Genomic DNA, 14,547 nt, shown 5'->3' on the forward strand with positions numbered 1-14,547 from the left:
CCGCCGATTAACTCGGCGGGGTAAGCCCTGACGATTACTGCAGCAGTGACAGAACTTGCTGAGGACGGGCATTTGCCTGTGCCAGCATGGCCTGAGCCGCCTGTTGCAATACCTGAGATTGGCTCAGCTTGGCAGTTTCAGCCGCAAAGTCTGCATCTTCAATCCGCGAACGTGCCGCCGAGGTTTTCTCGCTGACGTTGCTCAGGTTGGCAACGGTAAAGTCCAAACGGTTGTTGATCGCACCCAGGTCCGCTCGGGTGGCACTCATTTGGCCAATCGCCTCATCCAGGATACCGATGGCTTTTTGCGCGCCGGCGGCGGTCGAAATGTCGATGCTCGCTACCGAACCGGCACCTTCCGACGCGTTACGCTCTTGCAAGCCAGTCACAGCTAGTACATCGGCTGCGGTGGATGAGTCGCCATACTCAACGGAGACCTCATCGCCACTGGCAGACGCTAGCGCGATCTCATCGCCGCCCGAGCCAATAAAGGCTACCACACCGGTTTCGGCCGACTTCTCGTTAATCACACTAATGGCTTCAGCCAAGGTTGCGGCCGCATCTGAGCCACCGGCGATCACGCCGATCTCAACGCCGTTAATGATTAAATCACCCTCAGAAAGATCAGTACCCGTAGTCGCAGTAACAGAAGCACCTTCGATATTGCCATTGTCGTCCTGCAAGTCGATACCCAGATTGGCACTGTTCGCTGCAGCTAACGAGGCCGCGCCTTCAGCTTGGATCTTTACGCCAGCGTTATCAGAGCTAGTATCATTAAATACCAGTGAGAAGTTAGCTGTGTTAGTGGTCGAGAAGCCAGAAGCCACATCGTTAGTGGTGCTATCGGTTACCGTAATGTCCTCAGCGCCCTGAGCATTAAGTACCAGCTTACCTTTATCATCAAGGCTCGCTTCGACACTAGTCTCGTCGTTGATCTTGGCAACCAACTCATCCATGTTTTTGGTGTCACTAATCACGTAAGATTGAGAGTTACCATCGCCGTCAGTAACGGCAATCGTCAAGGTGTCAGTGCCCGCCCGCAGCACACCAGAACCGGTGTTGTCGGCCTTGATCTCAGTCTGCGCGGAAACTTGTGCGCCCTTACCTTCAAGGTCAGCGTTCATGATCTTAAGCGCTTCATTCAGGGTAGAAGCAGCAGTAAGTGAGCTGATCACAGTATCGTTAATTTTGAAGGTATCGGTGCCATCAAGCAACTGTAGATCAGCCAGGCCATTGGCCGCCGCCTCACTAACGATATCACCTGAAGAGCCACCCAATGAGCTTGTGCTGAAAGAGCCCACAGTGATTTCAATGGTTTGGTTCTGCTCAGAGCCCACTTGCAATTTAGCGCCTTTAAGGCTGCCATCAAGCAGTTTTTGGCCGTTAAAGGTAGTTTCTTCGGCGATGCGGCCCAGCTCTTCTTTAAGCTGTTGCGCCTCTGCATCTAGTCGACCGCGGTCAGCATCAGAGTAGATGCCGTTAGCAGACTGTACCGACAGTTCGCGCATACGCTGGAGGATGTTAGTACCCTCTTGCAGCGCGCCTTCAGCGGTTTGAATCATAGACACGCCGTCGTTGGCGTTACGTACAGCTTGGTCCAAGCCGCGAATTTGTGAGGTCATGCGGTTAGCAATCGCCAAGCCCGCTGCGTCGTCTTTAGCGGAGTTAATGCGTTGACCGGAAGACAGGCGCTCGGTGGCCTGATCGAGTGATTGCCCAGATTGCATCAGCTGGCGCTGAGTGTTCAGGGAGGCAACGTTGGTATTAATTACTAGAGCCATGAGTAATCTCCTAAGTTTTTTACCTGTTCACAGTCTTGCCAGCTGTGATCAGCCGATGATGAAGTCGCGTATTTGCAGCACTTCTGTGTAGGTTATCGTCAGGAGGTTTGATTGCTTTAGGTTTTTTTTACAAAAAGATCAAGAGAGCAATTAATTATTATATTTTTCAATAACTTGCAGAACATTCATGTCAAGTTTTAATACCGTACAAGTGCTATATCAGATGTGTATCAGGCGCTAAAACCAGGCGGATTTTGCGTGTATTCAGCGCTAGAGGCTGCATACGAAGAGATTAGCAGGAGAACGACCTCGACACCGGAATGACATAACAGACAATAGGAGCATCCAAGAGTCGCTAGGATTTTTTATAGGCGTTAAGCGCTTGCCGTGCCTTGCGATCTTTTGCCAGCTCTTGCGCTATCGCCTTTTTACTAACCTCTGCCGTCTGCAGTAGTTTGTCATTTAGCGCGCGTAGCTCGTTTAGCCTGGCGGCGATGAGCTCACCCTGTTCTTCAGATAGCGGCAGCTGTCGCGTGACTTCAGCGTCGATACGCTGCAGAACCGTGTCTCGTTGACGAAACTGCCGCTCAAAATCTTGCCAGCTCTCGGCTTGCGCCAAGACCAACAACTCTTCAGACGCTTTTATTGCCAAAGATAACTGCCGCTCAAGCGCTGTACTGGAGAGTTCTGGGGGGGCTGGAGTGTCGCTCATATTTGGGGCTCTGGCTATTGGGGCTTTTTACGTCAACCTTTTAGCCTGTGATTACAAGTAGTTAAATAAAGTTAACTGACTAACCTTAGAAAAGCTTTGCTGCGCTGCGCTTAACACCAATTCTTGCATTTTTAAGCGAGTGGTCGCCTCGGCATAATCTAAGTCACGTAAGGACCTTAACACTTCTTCAGTATCAAGGGCCGTATCGGCGTTTAGGTTGCGAGTCGAATCGAGAGTGTTTAGGCGGGCGCCAACATCGCTTTGGACCTCGCCAATACGGGTTACCGCATTGTCTAATGTACCGAGTGTTTTAGCAATCACATCGCCCAGCTCGGCCTTACTCTCACTGTTGCTCTTAACCGCAAGCATAGCATCGCGAAAGTCAGTGAGTGTTTGCATGATACTGGATTTTTCGTTTTTGACTGTCAGCGTAAGCTCATCGCCATCATCAACACCAAAGCGCATTCCCGCCGCCTCTATCACATAGGTAGACGCAGCCAAAGGCGACGGTGGCGGCGGTGGTGGGCCTTGCGTAAAGGGCACCGGGTTGCCATCACTGTCTTCTATCGTTACTACCCCAGCACCCGACACCGTCACCGCTAAGGGGCCATGATCGAGCTGATCTAACGCGTCTTGATCCACAATTGCGGGAGCCGGTCGCGAACCAAGGTTACCCGCCTCTGTGCTGTAGGCGCTAACGGTATTGCGCGAGGTGTTGATCCCTTCAAAAACCCTGCGTCCAGGGTCTGTTGCTTGCACGGTGACACTTTCAGACACCTGCAGTGAAATAGAACCATCATCACCTTGATAGACGACACTACCGCCCTGCTCTGTGTAGGCAGCATCGCCACTTTGATAACCGGCAAAAATATACTGTCCCGACGAGTCCTTAGTGTTTTGCAGGTTGAGCAACTCTTTCATGCGACTGTCCACTTCAGAGGCCATAATTTTAAACTCTGAAGGCGTTAGGGTCGCCGTGTTTGCCGCGCTAACCGCCAGCTCTTGCATACTTTGCACCAGCGACGTGACGCTATTAAGCGCCACCTCTTCAAGCGATAACTTGCTCTCGGCCACGTCGATATTTTTGTTGTACTGCGTAAGCTTACTCAGCTGCTCACCCAACTGCAGAATTTGCGTGGCGGCTACTGGGTCATCCGCTGGCGTCAACACCCGCTGACCGGCAGCCATCTGAGCACTGGTTTTGTTAATCGCCGCCTGCGCATCACGCATACCAATATTGGCGATACTGTAAATCTGTGATGTCGATACTCGCATAGCCTGTATACCTCGTTATCGCCTACAAACGCCGACTAAAAGGCATTTAAAAGCGTGTCAAACACTTGCCGGGCAATAGAGATCACCTGTGAGTTGGCGTTGTATGCCTGCTCAAACTTAATCAAATTGGCCGCTTCTTCATCAAGATTGACCCCTGATATACTGTCCCGCAATGATTGCGTCTGCTCCAGTACACTGCGCGCCGCATCGGTGTTCATCCGTGCCAAATTGGACTTGGCCCCTACCTGCTCAACAAGCTTATTGTAGGCGCCATTGATGCTTAACCCACCCTCTACTGTCTCGGCAGCCACCAACGCCGCCATTTTTAAGCCGGTACGATTGTCGCTTGTCGCATCAGTATTAAAACTAACAGTAAAGGTATCGCCCGTCGCAGGATTTCCTTGAATATTGATTTCGTAGGTTCGGTCACCGGGCAATGCGGCGTACTCGGGGTAGATCGGATCGCCTGGACTATAGGGATAAGTGACACCAGGGTCTAGCTCCGCGCCGAGCTCATCCAAGAAGCGGTATTCAGAAGGCGAGATAAACTCTACCACCACAGGTGTAGTGGGCCCCGGCCCAACCGCAGTACTCGTAACATCCGGGTCGCGCAAAACATTACCCGCGCTAATAACACCGGAGCCCGCATTGTTGGGGTTAGCCTCAGTGCGCACCGGTGCGGCGAGCGCTAAACCGCGCGGGTCATCCATAATAGCCTGTATATCACGTGCAGCCGTCGTGGTGGGATTAATGCGATACGACTCACCGTTGCTGATGGCACTGGTTACCTCGAGCGAAATACCATCAAAATCGATTGTTGCAGGCGAGGCCGGGACCGCAACCCCAGACGCCACCAACTCACCATCAGATTCGCGTACCACCGCGTAGTCACCACCGGGATCGGCGACACGCAGTGTATAATCGCTGGCAGTTAACAAACTGGTATCGGTAATTTCCGCAGTGAAGTTACCACCACTAGCCCCAAGCGGAGTCACTCGCCCCGCCATAGCGCTAGCGCTATTGATCGGATTAAACAGCGGCTCACCATAGTCACCGTCAAGGTTTAGCCCCTCGCCTTGCAGGCGATTCATTTCCCCCGCTAACACAAGTGCCACACGGCCCAGCTCATTCTTAGCCGGCGCCAACACGTCGTCACTAAAGCTAAGCAAACCACCCAGCTTGCCACCACTGATTTGTTCGGTAATATCTGTTTCGCCCCCGGTGCTGGAAAACAAAATCCTGCCGTTTCCATCTGAGCTCAGCTGGGTTGCATCTTGCCCCACCACCAAAGGCTGACCATTGCCAATGTAAACATTAAGTTGACCACTGTCTTGCTTAACCACGTTTACGGCCACTAATTGTGACAACTGATTAAGCGCCGAGTCTCGTTTGTCCAATAAATCATTAGGCTCGCCACCACTAGCCCCTTGTTTCTCGATAATTGCTTTATTTAGCTCGGCAATCGAATTGGCGAGCGAGCTCACTTGGCCGGTGAGTGTCGAGATTTCACCATCAATGGCGCTTTCGATGGACGCAAAACGGTCATACAAACTATTAAAGCGAACCGCCAAGCCCTCGGCTTGATCAACTACTAACTGCCGCGACGGAGTTGCTGCGGGGTCATCGGCCGCACTTTGCAAGGCTGAGAAAAACAACTCCATTCCGCCAGACAAACCTGTACTGCTATTAGCCAACAAGCTGTCTATTTTACTCAAGTTTTGGTTGTAGGAATCTAGTTGATTAAAATTCGCAATGTCTAACCTCAGTTGCGTCGACACAAAATCATCGACAACCCGGGCAATCGACTCGGTAGTAACGCCGTTACCTAAATAACCTGCACTACCGGCGCTTTGCGCCGGTCGCGTGCCAAACGATACGTTTTGCCGGCTGTAACCATCGGTATTGGCGTTGGCGATATTATTACCAGCCGTACGCAAAGCATTTTGGCTTGCCTGCAAACCCGATATCGCATTAGAAAGTAGACCGGACATTACAAATTACCCACATGTTGTTGATAGGCGGCAAGTGCCGGGCTGCCAGAAAAGTTCTCGCGCTGCATAATCTGTTTTAATTTATTGGCATAATTGGGGTCGGTCGCGTACCCGGCATTTTGCAACTGCTCTACATAGGCGTTTGCGTCAGTCCCCTCGGCCAACGCTTTTTGATAGCGAGGCTTTTGCATCAAGGCGATGTAATCGGCAAAGCTCTCTTGCAATGAACCGTAACGACGAAATGCCGCATCGACGGTCTGCGCTTCGCCCTCTAGGTACTCTGTAGTGCTGACAGTCACCGCCTCACCATCCCAGCTTTTGCCGGCTTTAATATTGAACAAATTAAAACTGCTGCCAGCTTCATCACGCACTAAATGTTTGCCCCACCCGGTTTCGAGGGCTGCTTGCGCCATCAGTGCCTCGGGCGCGACACCTAAGGTTTGCGCGGCCCATGTGGCGTAAGGTTTTATGGCATCGATAAAGCCCGCCGCATCTGTGGCCGCGACATTCACAGACGTCGCTGCTGGCTCAGAAAACGGCTGAACGTCTACACTCTCACCCACTCGCTCACTGACCCGGCGCTGATCAAAATTGAGGGCCGTACCTTGTAGCGCGCCATCTAATCTTGCTTTGTCACCGGCGCTTTTATCATTGGGTAAATACTGGCCGTAGCTTTTTAATAACTGCTGATACAAAGTATCGGCCAAGCCCATTCCCTTACCTTTGGTCAACTCCAACGACCACTGTTGATCGAGCATATCGCTATAAAACTGGGTATCGGAGCTGTTCATATAACTGTCTTCCGAAAACGATTCGGACGCCGCCCGCATACTTTTAAGCATTTGTTGCACAAACAAGGATTCAAACTGGCGTGCCATTTGGCGCAGGGCCTCAGGGTCTTTATCACGCCCCATTTTCTTCACAGCCTCAAGCCCTTGACTGTTTAAATAGCTGTCTTGGGCAATGTTGGCGCTCGCTTTTGTATCAAATCCGTTCATTAGATCACCAATAGCTCAGCGTTAAGGGCGCCAGATTGCTTAAGCGCCTCTAAGATTGCCATCAAGTCGGCGGGCGATGCACCGACGTTATTTACCGAGCGAACGATGTCCTCCAAGGTCGAACCTGGGGCAAATTTAAACATCGGATTGGTTTCTTCTTCGACATCAATAGCGCTATTGGGAGTAATGGCAGTTTGCCCCTGTGCAAAAGCGCCGGGTTGGCTGACGTCGTAATCTTCAGATATAGAAACGGTCAAGCTGCCGTGGGTAATGGCAACCGGAGAGACCCGAACATGCTGGCCCACAACGATGGTACCTGTGCGCGAGTTAATCACCACACGGGCGGCCTCTTCACCTGGCTTGACCTCAATATTTTCTAACAGCGCCATAAAATCAACACGGTGCGCAGGATCTTGCGGCGCTTTCACCGCGACTGAAACAGCATCGATAGCGGCAGCCACGTCAGGGCCTAACATTTCATTGATCGCCGTCGCCAGACGATTTGCGGTGGTAAAATCGGCACGGTTTAAGTTAAAAACAATCGGCTGATTACCGGTAAAGTTATTAGGCACACTGCGCTCTACGGTGGCGCCATTGGGAATCCGACCTACGCTCGGCACATTAACGGTAATATTGGAGCCATCGCCCGCCTCAACGCCAAACCCACCCACTACTAAGCTGCCTTGGGCCACTGCGTACGTATTACCATCAATACCTTTAAGCTTTGACATCAACAAAGTGCCACCGCGCAAACTTTTGGCATTACTCACCGACGAGACCGTGATGTCGATGGCTTGACCGGGCTTGGCAAAGGCGGGAAGGTCGGCGTGAATCATAACCGCGGCGACGTTTTTCATTTGCATCCGCGTACCCTCAGGTACGTTGATACCAAACTGTTTTAGCATGTTGCCAAAAGACTGCGTGGTAAAGGGGCTTTGGGTGGTTTGGTCGCCCGTGCCATCCAGCCCCACCACCAAACCGTAGCCAATAAGCTGGTTAGACCGAACACCGGCCACTGAGGCTATGTCTTTGACTCGCTCGGCACTTGCGCCAGCACTTAATAAAAGTGCCGTAAAAAAACTGCTTAACAGTAAGCCTAATAACGTTTTCATACCGCCCCCTTAGAACGGCCAATAGGCGCTGTTAAAAAAGCGCGACATCCAACCCATCGACTGCGAGTTGGCAAGTTCACCGGTACCACTGTAAGAGATTTGCGCATTGGCAAGTTTGGTAGACGACACGGTGTTCTGACGTGAAATATCATCGGGCCGTAAAATTCCGCTAATACGAATAAACTCATCGCCGCGATTCAGTGTCATCCATTTTTCACCGCGCACAATCAAGTTGCCGTTAGGCAATACATCGGCAACTGTCACCGCAATAGAACCGCTTAGACTGTTGCTTTGGTCGGCACCGGCATCGCCATTAAAATCGCGTTCTTGACTGATACTGGTGTCAAATGGAACCCCGTTTAAGGTCGGCGTCATTCCCAAAATAGTACCCGCCGGCAAGCTGGTCGAGCTGTCTTTGCTGACGTTAACGCCCGAGCTTTTGCTCGATACCGTACGCTCGGTAAGCATGATGGTAATAATATCGCCGACGTTGCGCGCCTTGGAGTCGGTAAACAAGCTCATGCTGCGCTCGTGATACAAAGAGCCATTGGTTTGTACCGGCTCTTGGTAGGCGGCCGACACCACTGGCGCATAATGCGGATCACCCGGTTGTGGCGGCGCGTAAGAGGCACAGCCCGTTAACCACAGCAGCACCAGCCCCCCTATGCTCACGTATTTTATATTACCCATCATGACCTTCACCTGTTGCAGCACCCGTTATAAGGTTTGCGTTATGTATTGCAGCATTTGATCAGCGGTGGAAACAACTTTGGAGTTAAGCTCGTAGGCCCGTTGCGTACTGATCATATCGACCATCTCTTGCACGATTTCGACGTTTGAACTCTCCAACATGCCTTGCTCTAGGCTGCCCATGCCGTTTTCAGACGGCGCACCAATCAGTGGATTACCACTGGCCACCGACTCTAAAAACAAATTGCCGCCCACCGCCTGAAGGCCCGCCGGATTCACAAAATCGGCTAGGAGAATATCGCCCAGCTGTTGCGGGTCGACTTCGCCATCCACATAGGCGTTAACGACACCGTCTTTACTAATAGTGATATTGCTGGCGTTCTCGGGGACATTGATGGCAGGCTCTAGCAGGTGGCCGTCGGCATTAACTAACTGCCCCTCACCGTTGATTTGTAACTGACCGTTGCGGGTATAAGCAACCGAGCCATCGGGGCGTAAAATCTGTAAAAACCCTCGGCCGTTAATGGCAACATCGAGCGCCTGGTCGGTGACTTCAAGGTTACCCTCGGTAAACTGTTTTTGCGTGCCCACAACCCGCACACCGGTACCAAGCTGCAAGCCTGATGGCAGCTCGGTGTCTTGCGTCGATTGCGCACCCGGTTGGCGCTGAGTTTGATAGAGCAAATCTTCAAAAGTTACCCGGTCGCGCTTAAAACCCACGGTGCCGACGTTAGCAAGGTTATTAGAAATTGTGGTCAGTTGTTTGTCCTGCGCCGTTAGGCCGGTCTTGCTGACGTAAAGTGCCGAGTGCATGGCGTTACCCTCTAGTCGTTAACGAACAGGTCAGGACATCTGTAACAGACGCGCTGAGCTTTCGGAGTTTTGTTCAAAGGTTTTCATTAGCTTGACTTGCATTTCATACTGACGCGACAAGCTTAGAATGTCGGTAAAAGCATCAACGGCGTTAACATTACTGCCCTCAAGCGCACCGGATGTCACACGCACATCAGCGTCTGCGACCAAGTCAACGCCATCGAGCTGACGAAACAAACCATCAGCGGATTTTTCCAGCGAACCATAATCAGGCTTAACCAGCTTTAAGCGATCAATTTCAACCAATGTTTCTGGCCCTTCGCCCTGCCCTTGAACCGAGATAGTACCGTCTTCACCAATGCTAATCTGAGTGGCTGGCGGCAAGGCGATGGGCCCATTATTACCCATCACCGGCAAGCCCTCGGCGGTACGCAATATACCGTTAGCATCTAAGTTTAAATTGCCAGCGCGTGTGTAGGCCTCGGCACCGGTAGGCGACTGAACCGCCAAAAATCCATCACCATTAATGGCCACATCCAGTTCGCGCCCGGTTTGCTGAACCGGCCCCGGGGTAAAATCTGACGCGGGAGACTCTGTCATGGCGTAAGCACGCGTTGGCTGACCGTCACCGTAGTACACACCCATACTGCGGGCTACAGCGTAATCCGCACGAAAGCCAGTGGTATTAATGTTGGCCATATTGTTCGCGTGACTGGTCTGCGCGATCATGTTGTGCTTGGCACCGGTCATTGCGATATAGAGAGCTTTATCCACAACAGACTCCGTTGGTTTATTGGCAGTTGAACTTACTTACTACAAGTGTTGCAACCGCTGTGCCAACACCAACACCCGCGTCATACGGGGGCTAGAGCGCGACTGCCCGAGAAACTAAAACTCAGACACAAAAAAGCGGCAAACCGCTTCCGCCGTTTGCCGCCGTTCCACCCTCCGGTTTTGCGCCAGTTGGCGCTAACCGTTAACGCAGATTAATAATGGTTTGCGTGGTCTGGTTAGCCGTCTCAATCGTCTTAGAATTCGCCTGGAAGTTTCGCTGGGCAATAATCAAGTTAACTAACTGCTCAGACAAATCAACGTTAGACTCCTCCAAAGCGCCGGCCTGAATATCGCCAAAAGATGCCGACCCCGGCGCCCCGACAATCAACTCACCACTGTCAGCGGTTTGCGCCCACAAGGTGGAGCCAACAGGCTTTAGAGCCTCCAGGTTATTAAAGCTGGCCAAGGCTACCTGACCGATGGTCTGCGCCTCACCGTTGGTAAAGCGGGCGAAGATTAAGCCCTGCTCATCGATGTCGATACCGGCTAAGCGGCCGGTGGTGTAACCATCCTGGGTGAGAGCTTCGACTGAAAAACCGCTACCGTATTGAGTGGAGTTAGCGTAGTCCACAGCTAAAACAAAATTCGTGCCGTCATCTTCACCAAGGTTTGCTGCGCCGCCAGTAGGGGTGAAATCCGTTATGTTAATACCAGTATCGCCAGCTGGGCTTAAGCTGCCATCGGCCAAAAAAACCATCTGGGCCGCCGGACCACCGCCAGCCTCGACATTTACACCATCAATCTCAGCGTAAATATCCCAGGTATTGTCACCAGTTTTAACAAAGTACTGTGCCATAGTATGGCTGTTGCCTAAGCTATCATAAACCGTGGCTGATGTAGCGTTATTGTAGCTGGCGGGCTCTGGATCTAAAGGGTCAAAAGGTACTGACGGTATCTCTTCCCGTGCATCTAAATTAAAAGAAATATCCAGCTCAGTAGTCGCCTTCGGCGCTTGGTTTTCAACGTCTACCCTAAGGTCCTCCAAAATCCCGCCCACGTTACCTTCATCGTCGGCGATAAAGCCCTGCAAGTTTGAACCGGTGTTATTGACAATATAACCGTCTTTATCCAAGCCAAAGGTTCCGTCGCGACCATAAAGCTTATCGCCGGCGTTATCGAGAATAAACATTCCCGCGCCATTGATCGCCAAATCGAGCTGGTTCTCCGTAAAGTTTAGGTTGCCTTGACTAAACTGTTGACGAATTTTTTGTAGATTGACACCCGAGCCCGGCGTATTAGAGCCACTACCGAGCAGTGAGCTGGCATAGACATCACCGAACTCGGCGCGAGAGTTTTTAAAGCCGGTAGTGCTGGCATTGGCAATGTTGTTGCCGGTTACCTTTAAGTCAGTATTGGCGGCCCGAATGCCGCTCAGAGCAGTATTAAAAGGCATCGTTCGCTTCTCCTATTGATGCAAACCGGCAACCGGTGTGCAAATTCTTAATTAGTTAAACTGCTTAATGTCCGAGATATTAACCGCACCGACACCGGCTAGGTTTAAAATGATGCCGCCGTCTTCAGCGAGCGTCACACTGTTTACATTGGCGCTAAGCGAGGTGGCTATGGATTCAGTCTTGCCATCAACCGTGGCATTGACCTCAAACGTATAATCACCGGGAGCGAACGGCTCTTCACCCGCCGACCAGTTGGTCAGCTCGCCGTCAACCTCCATATACTGGCCGTCAAAACGGAATACAGTCTCGCCAGCTTCGCGAGCCCCAAGCGGTATTTGCCCAACCAACGCACCGCTGGCGTCATAAATACTGACCTGGGTATTGGGGCTGGTTTGTGGCAAATTGACTGAACCGGAAATTATTCCGCCCTCGGCCAAGTAGGTGGTATCCGTGGGCACCGTCACCGAGCGCCCCACCAACGATGACGCTTGCAGCGCTTGGTTAGACATAAAGTTGCCGCTAAAGTCTTCAAAGCTGGTGTTTAACCGCTCCAAACCTTCAACGGAGCTGAACTGCGCCAGCTGGGCAATAAACTCGGTATTGTCTTGCGGACTCAACGGGTCCTGATTGTTCATTTGGGTGATCATCAACTCCAAAAACGCCGATTGGCCCAACTCGTTGCTTTTGGTTTCGGGCTCTTTTTTATTGATACTTAAATTGCTAAGTATATTGCCCACTGAGCTGGTCTCATTTACCGTAGTCATGGCGTTATCCTTACTGTCCCAGAGTCAACACGCGTTGCGCCATCTGTTTGGCCGCGTTCATTACTTCAACGTTCACCTGAAACGAACGCGAGGCGGAAATCATATTGGTCATCTCCTCCACCACATTCACATTCGGGTAGTAGACATAACCTTCTTCATCGGCAAGAGGATGCGTGGGCTCAAAGCGCTGCTCGTAAGGCGCATCGCTCTCAACCACCCCAAGCACTTGCACGCCAGCGCTTGCCGCCTGGTCGTTGCCATCTATCGGGGTAGCACCAAACGCCATTGCATCGCGCGCCATGGCAGCAAATACGGGTTGGCGCGAGCGGTACACATCGCCAGCACTAGAGGCTGCCGATTGCGCATTCGCCAAGTTACTGGCCGTGGTGTTTAAGCGTAAGCTCTGGGCGTTCATGCCCGAGCCTGCTACGTCAAATATATTGCCAATCGCCATGAGATATCTCCGCTGCCTACTTATTTTTACTGGCTGCTCGTTAGCAGCACTACTGACCCGCAATCGCGCTGGACAAACCTTTAAACTTTTTATTGAGCATCATAAAACTGGCCTGAAAATCCAGGGCGTTTTTCATAAACGCCGCGTGCTCAACTTGATCTTCAACGGTATTACCGTCTACCGAGCTCTGATGCGGGATACGAAAACCAAGTTTGGTATCACCACCGGCGAGCCCGCTACCGTCCAGATGACCCGACTGAGTCTTACTCAAACTCACGTTCAAATCATGGCCTGCGGGGCGGGTCTGACGATTCAGCTCGGCCTTAAAATCCATATCGCGAGCTTTAAACCCGGGGGTATCGGTGTTGGCCAAATTATTGGCTAGCACTTCTGCGCGACGCGCCCGAAGCTTTAATGCCGGCTCGTGGATTCCAAGTGCTTCTGAAAAAGAAATCGCCATTTTCATTTGCTCGCTGTGTTAATTAAATTGCGTTGCAAGCAATAAAGCACAGCCCGTGCCAAAAGCTAAAAATAACAATAAGTTATTGTTTTTTATGAGGTTTACAAGAGAGAGGAAAACCGAGGAGATACGCCAATGGCGACATAAAAAACAATGCGGCAATGGATTTCCGCCCTCTTTTGCCGCCTTTGATTGACATGCAGGTAAACAAGTTTCCTAAGGAGCTCGACTTTAACACCGCCGCAGCGCAGATTGAGTTTCAACAAGCAGCGAGAGGAATAGGTAGAGTTAACGGGAATGTGAGCTAACGTAAGCCCTTTAGATTACAAGGCACGATACAAAATACCCGGTTCACAGCGGACCATTTCAAACAGGTGCGCAGCACCGGCGACCCCCTCTGATGAACCCAGAAACACCACACCGCCAGGCTTGAGGCTCGCGTGAATCTTCTCAAGAATGCGCTTTTTCAGCGCCGCATCAAAGTAAATCAAAACGTTGCGGCAAAACACCACATCAAAACGCCCCAGCGCCGCGTAAGAGTCGAGCAAGTTAATCGCCCTAAACTCTATACACTCACGCAACTTAGGCTTAACTTGCCAGCGGTTGCCATCGAGCGAATCAAAGTACATATCGCGCCGCTCTTGCGACAGGCCGCGCATCACCGAGAGTTTATCGTAAATACCTTGGCGAGCTTGCTCTAACACAATTGAGGATAAATCGGTTGCCACTACTTGCACTGGCCGCGATAGTGCCCCCATAGCGCGGCGGCGATACTCCTCAATCATCATGCTCAGCGAGTATGGCTCCTGCCCCGACGAGCACGCCGCCGACCAAATCCGCACGGGGCCAAACATTCGCTTAGCCGGCAGCATTAAATCGGGCAAAATCGTATTTTTTAAGTATTCAAACGGGTAACCATCCCGAAACCAGAAAGTTTCATTGGTGGTCATGACATCAATGACTTGATCGCGCAGGCGACGGTTTGCGTTACTTTTAAGCACTCCGACCAACTCCGTAAACGAATGCAAGCCGTGCTCTTCAAGTAGGCGCCGCACTCGATTGGTCACCAAATACTGCTTATTCTCGCCGAGAGAAATACCACAGGCATCCTGCAGAAACTGACGAAAGTGATCAAACTCTGCCTGCGCCAGCGTTCCGCCTTGTGCGGTACGTTCGTTTGTCATACCCGTCCTTATTTTGTGCTTTTTAGTAGCAACTGTTAGCAACAAAAATCTGCGAGCGGTAAAAGCCTGACGGTAGATAAAACATC

14 protein-coding genes are annotated in these 14,547 nt (G+C 51.5%); all 14 read right to left on the reverse strand.

What is annotated here, in order from left to right; genetic code table 11:
• Positions 1-34: 34 nt before the first annotated feature.
• Positions 35-1,780, reverse strand: a complete 1,746-nt coding sequence (locus AACY82_RS03360; protein ID WP_339615346.1) for a flagellin — start codon at positions 1,778-1,780, stop codon at positions 35-37.
• Positions 1,781-2,135: 355 nt separating this feature from the next.
• The gene (fliT, locus tag AACY82_RS03365; protein WP_339615347.1) at positions 2,136-2,492 is read right to left on the reverse strand and encodes a flagellar protein FliT; all 357 of its coding nucleotides are present in this window, start codon (positions 2,490-2,492) and stop codon (positions 2,136-2,138) included.
• A gap of 51 nt (positions 2,493-2,543) precedes the next feature.
• Entirely contained in the window at positions 2,544-3,767 is a 1,224-nt protein-coding gene (gene flgL, locus AACY82_RS03370) for a flagellar hook-associated protein FlgL (protein WP_339615348.1), read from the reverse strand.
• Positions 3,768-3,802: 35 nt separating this feature from the next.
• The gene (flgK, locus tag AACY82_RS03375; RefSeq protein ID WP_339615349.1) at positions 3,803-5,758 is read right to left on the reverse strand and encodes a flagellar hook-associated protein FlgK; all 1,956 of its coding nucleotides are present in this window, start codon (positions 5,756-5,758) and stop codon (positions 3,803-3,805) included.
• Positions 5,758-6,756, reverse strand: coding sequence for a flagellar assembly peptidoglycan hydrolase FlgJ (gene flgJ, locus AACY82_RS03380; RefSeq protein WP_339615350.1), 999 nt, complete (start codon positions 6,754-6,756; stop codon positions 5,758-5,760). Before flgJ ends, flgK begins: the two co-directional genes overlap by 1 nt.
• On the reverse strand, positions 6,756-7,868 hold the full coding sequence (locus AACY82_RS03385) for a flagellar basal body P-ring protein FlgI (RefSeq protein WP_339615351.1): 1,113 nt from the start codon (positions 7,866-7,868) through the stop codon (positions 6,756-6,758). The genes flgJ and AACY82_RS03385 overlap by 1 nt, the downstream gene beginning before the upstream one ends.
• A 9-nt stretch (positions 7,869-7,877) precedes the next feature.
• Positions 7,878-8,561: a flagellar basal body L-ring protein FlgH gene (flgH, locus tag AACY82_RS03390; RefSeq protein ID WP_339615352.1), complete on the reverse strand. Its 684-nt coding sequence runs from the start codon at positions 8,559-8,561 to the stop codon at positions 7,878-7,880.
• 24 nt (positions 8,562-8,585) lie between these two features.
• Complete coding sequence (flgG, locus tag AACY82_RS03395; protein ID WP_339615353.1) at positions 8,586-9,371, reverse strand: flagellar basal-body rod protein FlgG; 786 nt, start codon at positions 9,369-9,371, stop codon at positions 8,586-8,588.
• 30 nt (positions 9,372-9,401) lie between these two features.
• Complete coding sequence (flgF, locus tag AACY82_RS03400; RefSeq protein WP_339615354.1) at positions 9,402-10,145, reverse strand: flagellar basal-body rod protein FlgF; 744 nt, start codon at positions 10,143-10,145, stop codon at positions 9,402-9,404.
• A gap of 202 nt (positions 10,146-10,347) precedes the next feature.
• The gene (gene flgE / locus AACY82_RS03405) at positions 10,348-11,598 is read right to left on the reverse strand and encodes a flagellar hook protein FlgE (RefSeq protein ID WP_339615355.1); all 1,251 of its coding nucleotides are present in this window, start codon (positions 11,596-11,598) and stop codon (positions 10,348-10,350) included.
• A 51-nt stretch (positions 11,599-11,649) separates the two neighbouring features.
• Positions 11,650-12,363: a flagellar hook assembly protein FlgD gene (locus AACY82_RS03410; RefSeq protein WP_339615356.1), complete on the reverse strand. Its 714-nt coding sequence runs from the start codon at positions 12,361-12,363 to the stop codon at positions 11,650-11,652.
• 10 nt (positions 12,364-12,373) lie between these two features.
• Entirely contained in the window at positions 12,374-12,817 is a 444-nt protein-coding gene (gene flgC / locus AACY82_RS03415; RefSeq protein WP_339615357.1) for a flagellar basal body rod protein FlgC, read from the reverse strand.
• A 49-nt stretch (positions 12,818-12,866) separates the two neighbouring features.
• Positions 12,867-13,277, reverse strand: a complete 411-nt coding sequence (gene flgB / locus AACY82_RS03420; RefSeq protein WP_339615358.1) for a flagellar basal body rod protein FlgB — start codon at positions 13,275-13,277, stop codon at positions 12,867-12,869.
• Positions 13,278-13,600: 323 nt separating this feature from the next.
• Positions 13,601-14,461 carry a protein-glutamate O-methyltransferase CheR gene (locus tag AACY82_RS03425; protein WP_339615359.1) on the reverse strand — a complete coding sequence of 287 codons (861 nt, stop codon included), beginning with the start codon at positions 14,459-14,461 and terminating at the stop codon, positions 13,601-13,603.
• Between the last annotated feature and the right edge of the window lie 86 nt (positions 14,462-14,547).

It is taken from the genome of uncultured Gilvimarinus sp., from assembly GCF_963972205.1.
Taxonomy (GTDB): Bacteria; Pseudomonadota; Gammaproteobacteria; order Pseudomonadales; family Cellvibrionaceae; genus Gilvimarinus; species Gilvimarinus japonicus.

Coding starts and splice junctions, on each gene's coding strand:
- AACY82_RS03360 (WP_339615346.1), bottom strand. CDS start 1,780: ATGGCTCTAGTAATTAATACCAACGTTGCCTCCCTGAACACTCAGCGC.
- fliT (WP_339615347.1), bottom strand. CDS start 2,492: ATGAGCGACACTCCAGCCCCCCCAGAACTCTCCAGTACAGCGCTTGAG.
- flgL (WP_339615348.1), bottom strand. CDS start 3,767: ATGCGAGTATCGACATCACAGATTTACAGTATCGCCAATATTGGTATG.
- flgK (WP_339615349.1), bottom strand. CDS start 5,758: ATGTCCGGTCTACTTTCTAATGCGATATCGGGTTTGCAGGCAAGCCAA.
- flgJ (WP_339615350.1), bottom strand. CDS start 6,756: ATGAACGGATTTGATACAAAAGCGAGCGCCAACATTGCCCAAGACAGC.
- AACY82_RS03385 (WP_339615351.1), bottom strand. CDS start 7,868: ATGAAAACGTTATTAGGCTTACTGTTAAGCAGTTTTTTTACGGCACTT.
- flgH (WP_339615352.1), bottom strand. CDS start 8,561: ATGATGGGTAATATAAAATACGTGAGCATAGGGGGGCTGGTGCTGCTG.
- flgG (WP_339615353.1), bottom strand. CDS start 9,371: ATGCACTCGGCACTTTACGTCAGCAAGACCGGCCTAACGGCGCAGGAC.
- flgE (WP_339615355.1), bottom strand. CDS start 11,598: ATGCCTTTTAATACTGCTCTGAGCGGCATTCGGGCCGCCAATACTGAC.
- AACY82_RS03410 (WP_339615356.1), bottom strand. CDS start 12,363: ATGACTACGGTAAATGAGACCAGCTCAGTGGGCAATATACTTAGCAAT.
- flgC (WP_339615357.1), bottom strand. CDS start 12,817: ATGGCGATTGGCAATATATTTGACGTAGCAGGCTCGGGCATGAACGCC.
- flgB (WP_339615358.1), bottom strand. CDS start 13,277: ATGGCGATTTCTTTTTCAGAAGCACTTGGAATCCACGAGCCGGCATTA.
- AACY82_RS03425 (WP_339615359.1), bottom strand. CDS start 14,461: ATGACAAACGAACGTACCGCACAAGGCGGAACGCTGGCGCAGGCAGAG.